Below are 13,860 nucleotides of genomic sequence, written 5' to 3' on the forward strand. Positions count from 1 at the left end.
AATGGGGCAAAACACGTGAATGTGTTTTACCTGTTTCAGTACATTATGAATTTATTTTTTTTAAACAACAAAGTTTCCACATAATAGAACTTGTCTCTTGCTCATGGCCTGCACATTTGTTTTCCCTTGATACGAAAAAATCAGGGTTTTTACTTACCACAGGTGTGTGATTCTTTGTAAATTCAAATGGCCGTTTCCCCCGCCCAAGGCAAACGTGATGGCCGAAGAGGCTTGCGTGAGCAATTGGGCAAATTCCTTTATTTTCTGGGGTTTGAACCGGTTGGCCGGTCCGGACAGTCCGATGGCGGCAATGACATTACCAGAACCATCGGAGATGGGTGTGGCGACGCCATAAACGCCTTCACGCCATTCACCTTTATTGACGGCATATCCCTGTTTGCGAATTTTCTCCACTTCCAACAGGAGTTTTTTGGGGTTCGTAATGGTGTTGGGTGTGTGTTGTTCCAGGTTTTTGGAAACCCGCTCGATGAATACATCTGATTGATAGGCCAGCATGATTTTTCCGGTTGCCACACAATACAAGGGCACTCTGCCACCGATTTGCGTATAGGCCCTGATAGGGCTTGAACTGTCTATTTTGTGGACATAGACGACCTGCATATTATCTATCACGGAAAGGTGTGAGCTTTCTGAAGTGAGTTGGGTCAGACTGTCCATCCATTTTTCTGAATACTTACGTAAATCCAGTTTGGAAAGTACGGCTGAGCCAAGCTCCCACAGCTTGATGGAGGCAGAGTATTCGCCGGTTCTTTCATCTTTAATAATGTAATTTTGTGCAACGAGGGCATGGAGTAAACGATGCACGTTGCTTTTCATCAGTCCCAATTCATTGGCGATATCAGTCAAGCGTAACGGTCGGTCGCTGTGGCATAGCATCTCTAGGATTTGTATGCCTTTGATCAGTGTGTTGTTCATCCTTGAAGTTCCACAAAATAGAAAAGTAGGATCTTTAAATGGAAAGAGCTAGACTTTGCTCATGTCTTTCATGTGTCAGCTTATTATTATCGTCAGGAAAATATATGCCTATTTACCCTAATCTTCCTCTTTCCGGTGTCAAGGTGATTGAGTTTTGCAGTGTTGCGGCGGGGCCTTTTTGTGGCATGCTGTTGGCTGATATGGGCGCCGAGGTTATTAAAATAGAACCACCCGCCGGCGATACACTACGGCAATGGCCGCCTATCAATGAAGGGTTTAGCGAAAATTTTGCCTCACTGAACCGTAATAAACACTCTCTTGTGCTGGACTTGAAAAATGAGGTTGATCAGCAACTGGCGAGAAAGCTGGTATTGTCTGCGGATATTCTGGTAGAGAATAACCGTCCCGGTGTGATGGATAGATTGAATTTGGGGGCGGAGTCTTTCAAGAAAGAGCATCCTGATCTGGTTTATTGTTCCATTTCGGCATTTGGCCAAGATGGTCCCCGGGCAAATGAGGGGGGATTTGATGTCACGATACAGGCGGCTTCGGGGGTGATGAGTGTCACCGGAGAGGCCGATGGGGGGCCGGTAAAGTGCGGTGTTCCAATTTCTGATTTTGCTTCAGGCTTATATGCGGCTTTTTCCATCAGTTCAGCGCTGATGAAGGTGAAAAACGGCCAGGGTGGCAGTCGGATCGATATTTCCATGCTTGGTTGCACATTGGGTATTGCCGCTTTGCAAACCAGCGAATTTTTTGGTACGGGTATTAATCCCATTAAATTGGGTGCGGCTCATCCACGCAATGCACCTTATGAGGCTTTCAAATCGCGGGATGGTTATTTTGTAATCGCAGCCGGCAATCAGAAGTTATGGAAGTCTGTGTGTGATGTAACCGATCTGCCGGAATTGTTCAATGATCCGCGTTTTGCCACCACGCTGGACAGGGCAAAAAACCAGAAAACGCTAAAAGCATTGCTGGAAGAAAAGTTTGTGACCCAGGATACAGATTATTGGATAAAGGCATTTAACGATGCTGAGGTTCCACATAGCCGAATTAACGATTATGAAACGGCCCTTAATGATCCCCAGGTTCGGCACATGGGCTGGGTACAGGAAATAACCTTACCTAATGGGGTTCAAACCCAAACTTTTGCCTCACCTATACGCATTGATAATGCCAATTTGCCAGTACGGTTGCCACCTCCTGAAAAGGGGGCAGACAACCATCGTTTTATAAGTAGCATATTGAAACAGGAAGCGTAGCATGAGTCAGACACGATTACTTGATGCAGTAAAAAAATTGACCGGGTTAGTTGAAAAAACAGACTTGAAAGAGCCTGAGATTTTGGTACAGGCAAAAAAAATCATGTGTGATCTTGTCAGTCAGGATGATTGGCTGGATGAAACCTTTGCGCGACCACATCCCGAATATTACCAGCAGTACTTGCTATATGGAGATCCATTGGATCGTTTTTCACTGGTCAGTTTTGTCTGGGCAGGCGGACAGAAAACACCGGTTCATGATCATACTGTCTGGGGGGTGATTGGTATGCTCAGGGGGGCAGAAACCGAAAGACACTTTGCCTTCAATGAAGATAATGTTCTTGAAGAGACTGGCAAGGTTACCACCCTGTCTCAAGGAGATGTTGCCTGTGTTTCGCCTTCAATTGGGGATATTCATCAGGTCAGTAATGCTTTTCAGGACCAGACATCTATCAGTATTCATTTATATGGCGGCAATATAGGAAAAATCCAGCGGCATGTTTTTTATCCGGGAACCTCGGAAAGAAAACGGTTCGTTTCTGGCTACTCATCCAATGTAGCAGCCAATCTATGGGTTTAACGAGGCAATGCAAAGAATGAGTCAGGAATTTGAATTAAGCCAGCATGAAAAAGTCAGTACCATTACCTTAAAGCGTGCGCATAAAGGTAATTGTCTTTCCCGGGACCTGGTCAGGCAATTAAATGAGGTGTTGGACCAATGCCTGGAAAACAAAATAAAAGCATTGCTTATACGTGCTGAAGGAAAGCACTTTTGCACCGGGTTTGATTTGTCCAATCTTGAGTCGGAATCCGATGACAGTCTGCTGGCCAGATTTATTGAAATTGAAATGCTGCTGCAGAAAATTTACTGGGCACCTTTTGTCACTTTAGTCCTGGGACAGGGGAAAGTGATTGGCGCTGGTGCGGATATTTTCGCTTCCTGCACCTACCGCATTGCCCTGGATACCTCTTCATTTACCTTTCCCGGGGCCAAATTTGGCCTGGTGCTTGGTAGTCGTAGACTGGCTGCACGCGTGGGGACTTCAACTGCGAGGGACTGGATCAACGGCGGAAGAAAAATAAGTGCGGCCGATGCCTTGTCCTGTGGGCTGGTAACTCATTTATGTCGTCCAGAAGACCAAGATAGTTTGGTCACTGAATTGCTACAGGCACAACGGTTGCCTCAGTTTACCCAGCAACAGATTTATCGTGCGACGGCACTGGATGAGGGTAATCAGGCAGCAGATTTGCAGTCATTAATATTGTCCATCATGCCGGGCAGTATCAAGCAACGGATAACCGAATATATAAATCAATAAATGGAATTTGAGACATGACTTCTAACACTACAGCTGCCAGCCTGGCTGCACTTATGAACCCGCGTTCTGTGGCCGTTATTGGCGCATCCGAGGATCAGACAAAATTTGGCGGGCGACTATATAAAACGCTTATCCGTCATGGTTACAAAGGAACTATTTATCCTATCAATCCGGGACGTGAGTCTTTGTTTGGCATCAAAACTTTTCCTGATATTACGGCTGTTCCGGATGCCCCTGACATGGTTGTCATGGCATTGCCGACTGAAAAAATAAAAGAGGAAATTAAAAAATGTGCTGAAAAGGGGGTCAAATGCGGCATTATCATTACTTCCAAATTTTCTGATGCTGGTCCTGAGGGGGCGGTCTTAGAGCATGAAATAGTCGACATAGCCAGGCAACACAATATGCGATTGATTGGCCCCAATTGTCTGGGGCTGATCAGTCCAGCCAATGAACTGGTTTTGTGCTCGTCACCGGCCTTGAATGTTGATGCCCTCATTAAAAGTCCGATTGGTTTTGTCAGTCAGAGTGGTGCCCTGATGGGAACACTTTTTGACAAGGCTTACTCGCAAGGTATTGGTTTTAGTCATTGTTTTTCAATAGGTAATCAGGCAGATCTTGAACTTTGTGATTTTCTTGAAATGCTGATTCATGATGATGAAACCTCTATTATTTGTACCTATATTGAGGGTCTGAAATCACCGCAACGTTTTATTGAGTTGGCTAAATTGGCACGGGAGAAAAACAAACCGATTCTGGCTGTCAAGGCAGGAAAAACGGAGGCGGGTAGCAAGGCGGCGTTTTCCCATACGGCCAGTCTGGCAGGTGATTATGAATCATTGAAAGCAATTTGCAGAAGTCAGAACATTATTCTGATGGACGACCCGATGGCCATGTTCCTGTTGGCCTTGAGCATGTCCAAATTTCCTGGCAAGAAAATTGGCAATGCGACCATTATTACCACATCTGGCGGTGGTGGCGCACTGACTGCCGACGCGCTGTCAGAACAGAACATCCCTTTTTCAGAATTTGGTGAACAAACTACGACATCCCTTGCCGAATTGTTTACGCCCGGTCAGGCTTTCAATCCGATTGATCTGGGTGGACGCAGACATGATGTGCTGGATACCGACAGGATTTCCGAGTTGACAGCAGAAATTGTCATGAAAGATGAAAGTGTTGATGCGGGTCTGTTTGTGCTGACGACCGCTCCCTCTGTATTGAATACGACGACCAGGTTGGTGACGGGGGCGGAAAAAACGGCGAAGCCGTTTATTGTGGTGATGTTGCCGGGTCAGGCGGCTAATGCTGCCAGAGAGTATCTGGTTACCAATAATATTCCTTTTACCAATACTCTCAATGAAGCGGTGGCCGCACTGAAAAGCTGGAAAGTATGGTCTGATTTTACCGCTTCACCAGAGGTGGTTTTGCCGGATGGTTTGCCTGATGTCAGTCATGTAAAAGGCGTTCTTAATGAGTCCGAAACCAAGAGTTTAATGGCTTCGTTCGGGATTCCAGTGAATAAAGAGATTATTGTTGCCGATATTGCTGCGGCCATAAAGGCAGCCAGTGACATTGGTTTTCCGATGGTTGCCAAGGTGGTTTCCAGTCAGATCGTTCATAAATCCGACGTGGGAGGGGTATTGCTTAATATCCAGTCGCCCCAAGAACTGGAGCAGCGACTGACAGTCATGGTTGGTCATATTAACAAGGCGTTACCTTCTGCCCGGATTGAAGGATTCTCCTTGCAGAGTATGGAGTCAGGAGAGCTGGAGTTGATTGTAGGTGCGAGAAATGATGCCCAGTTTGGCCCACAGGTCATTATAGGTAGTGGCGGCATTCTGGTTGAGCTCTTGAAAGATACGCTGGTGTTACCGGCGCCCGTACATGTGGAAACGGCCAAACAGGCGCTTGACGAACTGAAAATAGCCCCTTTGTTAAAAGCCTATCGTGGCAGGCCGGCACTGGATGTGGAAACGGTGGCACAGACCATTCACCGTTTGAGTTTGCTTGCCTGCAGTCTTAAAAACAGCCATTTTGAGATAGAGATTAATCCACTTAAAGTGAAGCAGCAGGGTAGTGGGTGTGTGGCGGTTGATGCCAGGGCACAAATTAATTAAAGATAATTCAGGAGATAAAAATGAGTGTTGTAAAAATTGAGCAGTTTGACAAAGTAACGTTGTTTACGATTAACCGTCCCGAAAAACATAATGCCATTTGTAAGGATACGGCCTTGGCGCTTCAACAGGGTTTTGAGGAGTTTGACTTATCGGAGCAGCGGGTTGCCGTTATCACCGGAGCCGGTGAAAAAGCATTTTCTGCCGGCGCTGACGTGACGAACTTGCCTGAATTGTGGCGTTGCATTCCAACAGTGGGCATACAAACGGAAAAACCCATTATTGCCGCGACTGCAGGCTGGGTTGTCGGTGGCTCGATGGTCATGCACATGATGTGTGATTTGGCGATTGCTGCTGACAATACCCGCTTCTCATATCCGGAAGCCAAATTGGGCTTTACCGGGGGCATGATTGCAGGATTGGCTGCCCGTATTCCGCATAAGGTGGCCATGGATGTGATTTTGTGCGGTGAGATACTGGATGCCCAGCGGGCTTATGAAGTTGGTTTGGTTAACCAGGTGGTGCCATTGGGGCAACAGGTGGAAATTGCACTTGAAAAAGCCCAAAAACTGTCAAAGGCTTCGCCTTTGGTATTAAAGACCCTCAAGCGTTTTATTACGCGTGATGTATTGCCGCAGGGCCCTTCTGAACTAATGGCCCGTACCATTAGGGAATTGAACCTTGTCCGGGAAAGTGATGACCAGAAGGAGGGTGTGCAGGCCTTCAGGGAAAAACGCGAGCCCGTTTACAGCGGCAAGTGAGCAATAGTATTCATAGATGTAATGGTGGGGTAAATCAATGAAGATTTCTTTAAAAAAAATAATAGGCACTTTAAGTATATTTGGTGTTTTGGCTGTCATACCCTTATCCATGGCAGCGGATTTGCCGGATATTTCATCGGTGAAGCTGGTTGTTCCTTATCCTGCCGGTGGTAATGCGGATAGTTTGGCGCGTGTCTTTGCTGATGAAATGGGCAAAGAAATGAAAAAGAGTTTTGTTGTTGAGAATAAAGGTGGGGCAGCGGGTGCCATAGGTGCCCAGCAGGTAGCTCGCAGTAAGGCAGATGGCGCTACTTTGTTGTTGGCGCCGGCAGGTGTCATGACGATTACACCTTTCCTGCGTCAGGTTAATTACAATCCTTTTACGGATTTTGAACCAATTGCAAAATTATCTGAATCAATTGGCATTGTAGCTGTGCGTAAGGACTTTCCTGGCTCAACATTGCAGGATTTGGTTGAGTATGACAGGCAGAATCCCGGTAAAATAACTTATGGTTCTGCAGGGCAGGGAACCTTAACGCATTTACAGGCGCTGATTCTGGCAAAAAAACTGGGTATAGGCGCTTTACATATTCCTTATAAAGGTTCAATTGAAGCACTTAACGATCTGTTAGGAGGAAGAATTGATTATCAATATGATAGCGTTACCCTGTCGAATGTCGTCAATGGTAATCTGAAGGCGTTGGCCATTCCGGATTCACTAAAACTGCCTGAATTGAAAAATGTTCCCACATTTTCACAGCAGGGTATTGACTTGAAAACGTCCAGCTGGTTTGGTGTCTTTGCACCGGCAGATACGCCGCAGAGCTTGATTGAAGAATATGAAAAGGCTGCACAAAAAGTCATGAGTAAACCAGGTATGAGTGAGCGTCTTTTGCAATTTGGTCAAATACCGGCATACTTGGGCACGAAAGACTTTATCAGTCAGAGTAATGATGATATTTTGCTTTATGAAAATATCATCAAGGAAAACAATATTGGCCTGAATTAAAAAAGCAACCGCCTTCATGATGGCGGTTGTTTTGTCTTGACTTTATAACCTGCAATCCTGTTTTGCTGTGATATCGTTTTTACCAGGAAAGAATAAGTCGTTGCAGGTTTGCCGATTGATCATGCCCATTATGCAGGCCTGTAATACGTTGGGCAGCTTGCATGAGCAGGTCAGCATACTTGTTAATCGTTTGGGTCGTAAAACGCTTACTATGTCCGGAAAGTCCGATAGCCGCAATAATATTTCCCTTGTTGTCGATAATGGGAGCAGCAACGCCGTAAACCCCTGCTTTTAGTTCACCTTTGTTAATGCTATACCCTCTTTCCTTGATTTCCTGAAGTTCCATTTCAAGTTGTTGGGCGTTGATAATGGTATTGTCGGTTCTGGGGTTCAGGTTTTGCTTTATTTTTTCAATAAAAAAATTGTTTTTATAAGCAAGCAGGGCTTTGCCAGTGGCCACACAGTATAGGGGTGCCCGCCCACCGATATGGGTGTAAAAGGGGATAGGGGCAGGACCATCTACTTTGTGCAGATACACCACATCATGTTGATCCTGGATGGATAAATGAACACTTTCTTCTGTGTCGTGCATTAACTGTTGCATGATGCCTTCTGCCTGCTGTTTTAAGGCCAGGTGGGGAAGTACGGCAGAGCCCAGTTCAATGAGTTTGCAGGTTGTGCTGTATTTGCCGGATTCTTTGTCCTGAACGACATATTTTGAGTCAACCAGTGCCTGAAGCAAACGGTGGGTACCGCTTTTGACCAGGTTGAGGTTGTTGGCAATATCAGTCAGCCTCATGGGCTGACTGCTGTAAGCAAGCATTTCCAGTATTTGGAGACCCTTAAAAAGCGTATTGTTCATGGCGAATCATTTTCTGTATTAAGTACAAAGCAGGAAAATGATTTAACCATATGAAGCTTAAGGTTAATAGAAATATTTTGTTATATGTATATGGTTGAAAGGTTTTATTGATCGCAGATCAATACCCTTCAGGATTTTTGCTTTGCCAGTTCCAGCCATCCCGGCACATATCGTTGATGCTGCGGGTTGTTTTCCAGCCCAGCAATGATTCAGCCAGTTCGGGGTTGGCCCAGGCAGAGGCAATGTCACCTTCTCTTCTTGCCTGGATAATATAGGGCACTTTAATATTGTTGACCCGTTCAAAAGCATTAACCATTTGCAGGACACTGGTACCAGTGCCGGTGCCCAGGTTAATGGCGGTAAAGCCACTATGGCCGCTTTCATTGACGTAATTCACGGCCTTTACATGTCCCAGTGCCAGGTCGCTCACGTGCAGGTAGTCACGGACGCCGGTTCCATCGACCGTATCGTAATCGTTGCCAAAAACATTCAGTTTTTCCAGGCGGCCAACAGCGACCTGGGTAATGAAGGGGAAAAGATTGTTGGGAATATCGCGTGGGTTTTCACCGATCAGGCCGCTTTCATGGGCGCCAATCGGGTTGAAATAGCGCAATGCAATGGCTGAAAATTCTTTATGGGCCACGCAGGTGTCTTTCAGGATTTGTTCCACCTGGACTTTGGTCCAGCCGTAAGGGTTGGTGGCGCCAATCCGGTGGGATTCGGTATAGGGCAGAAATTCGGGTTCACCGTAAACAGTGGCGGATGAGCTGAACACGATCTTGTTGACACCGGCGGCCAGCATGGCTTGTAGCAAAGTAACGGTACCCGCGACATTGTTTTCGTAATATTCAAGCGGGCGTTTGACTGAATCTCCCACGGCTTTCAGGGCGGCAAAATGAATCACCCCTTGGATGGGCGTGTTCAGTGCGGCATGTTCTGCAAAAATGTTATCCAATAGCTTGCGATCGCGGATGTCTCCATTGATGACTTTAATGTTCTTTCCGGTGATGGTTTTCAAGCGATCAAAAACCTTGCTGCTGCTGTTGGAAAAATTATCCAGAACAACTGGCGTGTAACTTTCCTGTAGCAGTTCTATTAGTGTGTGGGAACCAATATATCCGGCACCGCCGGTGACCAGGTAATGAAGACTCATGCTGTTGAAGACCTTGTAGGATTGTGTTACCGTGATTGTACTATTCCATTGTGAAAGGGGTAGTACAGATAGGTTTAATTGTTTTTAAGCAGGGTTATTTGAAATAAAATGTAATTTATATAGATTTTTTGGTTATTTCTTTGCTTTTTTTGACATTGTTTTTGTGTTTTTTTTTACCAATTGTTTCCTTTCGGTAACTTTAAAATGCATTAAGTATTATAATGCTAGCAAAAATTCTAATAATTTTACTGTTAATTTTTTTTGCAGTATTAAAAAAGTAAGGGAAATCAAATGATTTTGGCTGAAGTCTTCAATATTATAAATATATCAATTCACTGATGACTGATATGAATATTTACATTTTTCTGTTACTGCCAGTTTTTGCTGTTGTTTACCTTGTCTGGAAGCGGCAGAAATCTGCTGTTTCATATGTCCAGCTCAACAACCAGCGAATACCGTTGTCTGTTGTGAAAAATTTTCCGGAAGAAAAAATTGCGGATTTAGTCACCAGTCTTTTTCAATCCAAAGGCTATCAGATAAAAAACACGAGTGGTGAACTGCAAAAAATTGCCGATTTTCAGATTGAAAAAGAAGGTAGCCACGGCTTTGTTTCAATACGCCATTGGCGTGCAGACAAAGTGGGGGTCAGCCAGATATCCCAGGAAGTGATTGTCATGAACCAGCAAAACAGTCATCACAGCTATATTTTCACAACAGGACAGTTTGAAAAAGAGGCTGGTGAAATGGCAAAATATAACCGTAACCTGTTTTTGGTTGATGGTCGCCAGTTGAATGTAATGATAGCCAATGCTAAAAATAGTGCCTAACTTACCTTTTGGTTTCGTTCAGGCCAGGTAAAAGGCCTGGCAGTAACCGTGGGCTCTTTCAATACTTGTTGGCTGCCTATAATAATAAATAAGCCTGAACGGCACGCGGGTAATATTTTTGTTGGATAATACCGTTATTAATGATTGGCGCTTGCCAAAATCTATTACCCGCCATGAGCCTGTTTGCCAGCAAAATTATTTCATCTGCCCTGCTAATTCCCTTTAATCTCATCATACTTCTGCTGATTAGCTGGCTGTTGCTGGGAAGCCGGTTTAAGCGATGGGGGCGGTCATTATTGTTGTTTTGTATTGTTGCCTTGATAGTAGCAAGTATGCCTATTGTTGCCAATCGCCTAGTAAAAACTTTGCATGATGAACCCCTCTTGTTATCTTTAAATGAGGTTGGGCCGGCACAGGCCATTGTTGTTTTAGGTGGTGGGGTAAACCGTAACCAACCCGAGTTTGGTGGCAATTCCGCCGCTTCTTCCACGCTTGAGCGGATTCGCTATGCGGCTTATTTACACCAGAAAACAAATCTGCCCATTCAGGTTAGCGGAGGCGGGTGGCCTGGCGATGAGCCGGTGGCCCAAGTGATGAAGCGAGAGCTGGAGACCCTATTTCATACACCGGTAAGATGGGTCTTGAAGGAGCCGGCCACCACTGCTGAGGAAGCCAGTTATTCCCGTGAATCGCTAAGCCGGGAAGGTGTAAGTACCATTTTGCTGGTGACCAATATGGTGCATATGAAACGGGCCAAAATGACGTTTGAGCGCGCCGGTTTTAATGTGATTGCAGCCCCCACCGTGATGCCTGATTACCCGCCTAATTTTCTTCGATTTATTCCCAGGGCAGATGCCTTGAAGGATTCAGCCAGTGTTTTGCATGAATGGATCGGGATTGCGTGGTATTGGTTGAAAGGTGTGTAAACTCTCGAATGATCAAAAAGATGCATAAAAACGTGCTGCAAAATCCACGATTTCCTGTTTAAGTTCTTTCTCTTTTTTGTCTGACCAGATTACATCCGTTACAGATCGCTGGGTATGCTTGAAAGGCAGGAATTTCAAATTTGGCAAGCCACAATGCTGCATGCAGCTGGGTACAATCGAAACCCCCAGGTTTTGTGACACCATACTGGTAATACTTAACCAATGCCTGGCTTCGTCATTGGCCTTGGGGAAGAACCCGGCACTGACGCACATGGAAAGCAGCATTTCATAATAGGCCGGAGAAACCGAACGGGAAAAAAATATAAAGTTTTCGTGTTTCAGTGCGGCCAGGTCCAGGCTTTTTTTCCTGGCATGAGGACTGTTCCGGGGAAGGCAAAGCAAGAAAGGCTCAGACATTAATGTTTGGCTTTCAATGTCCACAGGAATCTGGTTGGCGTGGGTAAAACCAATATCAATATTTCCCCTGTCTGTGTCGTGAATGATTTCACTTGAATTGGCCTCGGTCAGCGCAAACGTTAGATCAGGAAATTGCCGTTTCAGCTCTGTCAGCAAGCCGGCAAGATTGCGATATTGCATGGAGCCCACAAAGCCTATCCGGATGGGTGGTCGGGCCTCTGCATGATGTAGCGTATGTTTTAACGAATTGGCATGACCCAGAATAAACAGGGCTTCCTTATACAGGCGGATGCCGGCATTGGTCAGGACCACTTGCCGGCTGTTTCGCTCAAACAGGATAAGATCCAATGCCTGCTCCAGTTGTTTGATGGCAAAACTGAGCGGCGGCTGGGAGATGTTCAGACGTAAAGCAGCTTTGCTGAAATTGAGCTCTTCGGCAACAGCAATAAAGTACCGGAGTATACGCAGGTCAATATCCGTCATCTATATTTTCCATGTATGGATCTACATTAAAACAGTATTTCTGAATATACCTTAATTTGTTTATGATGAACTGATATTTTTATTCAAGTTCATGTAAATAAAGGTGATTTCATGCAAGGCAATAATATTCCAGACAGTCGCGGCAGTAATTACTTCCGGATGGATCCGTATTCCGAATCCCTGTTACGCACCTATTTGAAACCGGATTTGTTTGCGCATCTGTTACCTGTATTTGACCGCCTGGGCCAGCAAATCGGTGACTCACTGGATGAGTTGGCCGATATTGCCGACAAAAACCCACCCGTGTTGACCGTGCGCAAGCGTAATGGTACCGATGGTGATCGTATTCATAAGCATCCGGCCTATATTGAGCTGGAAAAGGTGGCTTATGCCCAACTGGGACTGGCGGCCATGTCGCATCGCAAAGGGGTGTTGGGCTGGAATGACACCTTTCCGCCTGCCGCCAAATATGCGTTGTCGCATTTGTTTGTGCAGGCAGAGTTTGGCTTGTGCTGCCCGGTCAGCATGACCGACTCCCTGGCCCGTACCCTGAAAAAATACGGTGATCCCGAGCTGGTGGAGCAGGTATTGCCGCAGGTGGCCAGCCAGGATTTTGATCAGCTGCAACAGGGTGCCATGTTCATGACGGAACAGGCCGCCGGTTCGGATGTGAGTGCCACGCAAACGCTGGCGACATTGGTGGAAGATGGCAGCTGGCGCCTATCGGGTGACAAATGGTTCTGTTCCAATCCGGATGCCGGTTTTGCCATGGTGCTTGCCCGCAGTGAAGAGGCCGAAGGGCTCAAGGGGGTGTCTTTGTTCCTCTTGCCAAAAATAAAGCCGGACGGCACTCCTAACCATTACCGCCTGTTACGCCTGAAAGACAAACTGGGTACCCGCTCCATGGCTAGTGGTGAAATTCGCCTTGAGGGTGCCTTCGCATGGCTGGTGGGTGAGCGTGGCCGGGGATTCCAGCAAATGGCCGACATGATCAACAATTCCCGTTTGTCTAACGGCATGCGGGCGGCCGGCTTAATGCGTCGGGCAGTGAGCGAGGCCATTTATTTCAGTCAGCACAGAACCGCGTTTGGCAAAAGACTCATTGAAATGCCGCTGATGCAGCGACAGCTGGTGAAAATGATCATGCGAGCCGAGCAGGGCAGGTCGGTCATGTTTCAAACCGCGCAGGCATTGGAACGCGCTGATAACGGTGAGCAGGAAGGCAAAAGCCTGGTACGGATCCTGACGCCATTAATTAAATTCAGGGCCTGTCGCGATGCTCGCACGGTAACCGGAGACGCGATGGAAGTGCGTGGTGGTTGTGGTTATATCGAAGAGTGGACAGAACCGCGCCTGTTGCGTGATGCCCATTTGGGATCCATCTGGGAAGGGACCAGCAATATTGTGGCCCTGGATGTATTGCGTGCCATACAGAAAAGTGATGGTCTGGCCGCCTTGAAACGGCAGACCCAATACTTGCTGGAAAACGGCATGCCTTGCAAGGCGTCGTTGCGTGATTTGCAAACCCGTTGCATAGAAAATGCGTTTGCACTGGCGGCCAGGGCGGCAGGTAACAACACACCAGAAAAAGCCCGACAGGTGGGGACAGCCTTATATAACCTCATTTCCATGGCAGCCATGCGCTGGGAGGCTGAAAAAACCGGCATGGAATCCCGTAATTTGCTGGCCGACCAGGTGTTGCTGCACCGCCTGGCGTCCAAAGATCCGCTTGCGGAAAAATCATTCTGTGAAGAAAACGCGGCAATCCTGGCTTATGCCCTATAA

The 13,860-nt window shown here is 46.5% G+C and carries 13 protein-coding genes; 9 read left to right on the forward strand and 4 right to left on the reverse strand.

The features are described from left to right. Positions 1-153: 153 nt before the first annotated feature. A complete protein-coding gene (locus ACM5Q9_RS11465) occupies positions 154-936 on the reverse strand; it encodes an IclR family transcriptional regulator (RefSeq protein WP_217735329.1) in 783 nt (260 codons plus the stop codon). A 104-nt stretch (positions 937-1,040) separates the two neighbouring features. Between ACM5Q9_RS11465 and ACM5Q9_RS11470 the strand changes: the two genes are divergently transcribed. Genes ACM5Q9_RS11470 through ACM5Q9_RS11495 form a run of 6 tightly spaced genes read left to right on the forward strand, consistent with a single transcriptional unit; the run spans position 1,041 to position 7,407 of the window. Next, positions 1,041-2,201: a CaiB/BaiF CoA transferase family protein gene (locus tag ACM5Q9_RS11470; RefSeq protein ID WP_418144876.1), complete on the forward strand. Its 1,161-nt coding sequence runs from the start codon at positions 1,041-1,043 to the stop codon at positions 2,199-2,201. Position 2,202: 1 nt separating this feature from the next. Continuing rightward, a complete protein-coding gene (locus ACM5Q9_RS11475; RefSeq protein WP_418144877.1) occupies positions 2,203-2,781 on the forward strand; it encodes a cysteine dioxygenase in 579 nt (192 codons plus the stop codon). A gap of 16 nt (positions 2,782-2,797) precedes the next feature. Continuing rightward, positions 2,798-3,520 (forward strand): enoyl-CoA hydratase/isomerase family protein, encoded by a 723-nt coding sequence (locus ACM5Q9_RS11480; RefSeq protein ID WP_418144878.1) that lies wholly within the window; start codon positions 2,798-2,800, stop codon positions 3,518-3,520. Positions 3,521-3,534: 14 nt separating this feature from the next. Continuing rightward, positions 3,535-5,640: an acetate--CoA ligase family protein gene (locus ACM5Q9_RS11485; protein WP_418144879.1), complete on the forward strand. Its 2,106-nt coding sequence runs from the start codon at positions 3,535-3,537 to the stop codon at positions 5,638-5,640. 20 nt (positions 5,641-5,660) lie between these two features. Then, on the forward strand, positions 5,661-6,398 hold the full coding sequence (locus ACM5Q9_RS11490; protein WP_418144880.1) for an enoyl-CoA hydratase/isomerase family protein: 738 nt from the start codon (positions 5,661-5,663) through the stop codon (positions 6,396-6,398). Positions 6,399-6,435: 37 nt separating this feature from the next. Then, a complete protein-coding gene (locus ACM5Q9_RS11495) occupies positions 6,436-7,407 on the forward strand; it encodes a Bug family tripartite tricarboxylate transporter substrate binding protein (RefSeq protein WP_418144881.1) in 972 nt (323 codons plus the stop codon). Positions 7,408-7,486: 79 nt separating this feature from the next. On the opposite strand, the gene ACM5Q9_RS11500 is transcribed toward ACM5Q9_RS11495, so the two are convergent. Both ACM5Q9_RS11500 and galE read right to left on the reverse strand, forming a co-directional pair. Beyond that, entirely contained in the window at positions 7,487-8,269 is a 783-nt protein-coding gene (locus ACM5Q9_RS11500; RefSeq protein ID WP_418144882.1) for an IclR family transcriptional regulator, read from the reverse strand. 118 nt (positions 8,270-8,387) lie between these two features. Beyond that, entirely contained in the window at positions 8,388-9,422 is a 1,035-nt protein-coding gene (galE, locus tag ACM5Q9_RS11505; protein ID WP_418144883.1) for a UDP-glucose 4-epimerase GalE, read from the reverse strand. Between the two features lie 467 nt (positions 9,423-9,889). Between galE and ACM5Q9_RS11510 the strand changes: the two genes are divergently transcribed. After that, positions 9,890-10,249 carry a restriction endonuclease gene (locus ACM5Q9_RS11510; protein ID WP_418144884.1) on the forward strand — a complete coding sequence of 120 codons (360 nt, stop codon included), beginning with the start codon at positions 9,890-9,892 and terminating at the stop codon, positions 10,247-10,249. 383 nt (positions 10,250-10,632) lie between these two features. Further along, the gene (locus ACM5Q9_RS11515; RefSeq protein WP_418144885.1) at positions 10,633-11,175 is read left to right on the forward strand and encodes a YdcF family protein; all 543 of its coding nucleotides are present in this window, start codon (positions 10,633-10,635) and stop codon (positions 11,173-11,175) included. 12 nt (positions 11,176-11,187) lie between these two features. Here ACM5Q9_RS11515 and ACM5Q9_RS11520 read toward each other — a convergent pair whose 3' ends face one another. After that, a complete protein-coding gene (locus ACM5Q9_RS11520; RefSeq protein WP_418144886.1) occupies positions 11,188-12,075 on the reverse strand; it encodes a LysR family transcriptional regulator in 888 nt (295 codons plus the stop codon). A gap of 111 nt (positions 12,076-12,186) precedes the next feature. Between ACM5Q9_RS11520 and ACM5Q9_RS11525 the strand changes: the two genes are divergently transcribed. Then, positions 12,187-13,860: an acyl-CoA dehydrogenase family protein gene (locus ACM5Q9_RS11525; RefSeq protein ID WP_418144887.1), complete on the forward strand. Its 1,674-nt coding sequence runs from the start codon at positions 12,187-12,189 to the stop codon at positions 13,858-13,860.

It is taken from the genome of Advenella sp. RU8 (assembly GCF_048381675.1).
In the GTDB taxonomy this organism is placed as follows: domain Bacteria; phylum Pseudomonadota; class Gammaproteobacteria; order Burkholderiales; family Burkholderiaceae_B; genus Advenella.

Bases quoted from the DNA above. Each gene is read 5' to 3' on its own strand.
- ACM5Q9_RS11465 (WP_217735329.1), bottom strand. From the start codon at position 936: ATGAACAACACACTGATCAAAGGCATACAAATCCTAGAGATGCTATGC.
- ACM5Q9_RS11470 (WP_418144876.1), top strand. From the start codon at position 1,041: ATGCCTATTTACCCTAATCTTCCTCTTTCCGGTGTCAAGGTGATTGAG.
- ACM5Q9_RS11475 (WP_418144877.1), top strand. From the start codon at position 2,203: ATGAGTCAGACACGATTACTTGATGCAGTAAAAAAATTGACCGGGTTA.
- ACM5Q9_RS11480 (WP_418144878.1), top strand. From the start codon at position 2,798: ATGAGTCAGGAATTTGAATTAAGCCAGCATGAAAAAGTCAGTACCATT.
- ACM5Q9_RS11485 (WP_418144879.1), top strand. From the start codon at position 3,535: ATGACTTCTAACACTACAGCTGCCAGCCTGGCTGCACTTATGAACCCG.
- ACM5Q9_RS11490 (WP_418144880.1), top strand. From the start codon at position 5,661: ATGAGTGTTGTAAAAATTGAGCAGTTTGACAAAGTAACGTTGTTTACG.
- ACM5Q9_RS11495 (WP_418144881.1), top strand. From the start codon at position 6,436: ATGAAGATTTCTTTAAAAAAAATAATAGGCACTTTAAGTATATTTGGT.
- ACM5Q9_RS11500 (WP_418144882.1), bottom strand. From the start codon at position 8,269: ATGAACAATACGCTTTTTAAGGGTCTCCAAATACTGGAAATGCTTGCT.
- galE (WP_418144883.1), bottom strand. From the start codon at position 9,422: ATGAGTCTTCATTACCTGGTCACCGGCGGTGCCGGATATATTGGTTCC.
- ACM5Q9_RS11520 (WP_418144886.1), bottom strand. From the start codon at position 12,075: ATGACGGATATTGACCTGCGTATACTCCGGTACTTTATTGCTGTTGCC.
- ACM5Q9_RS11525 (WP_418144887.1), top strand. From the start codon at position 12,187: ATGCAAGGCAATAATATTCCAGACAGTCGCGGCAGTAATTACTTCCGG.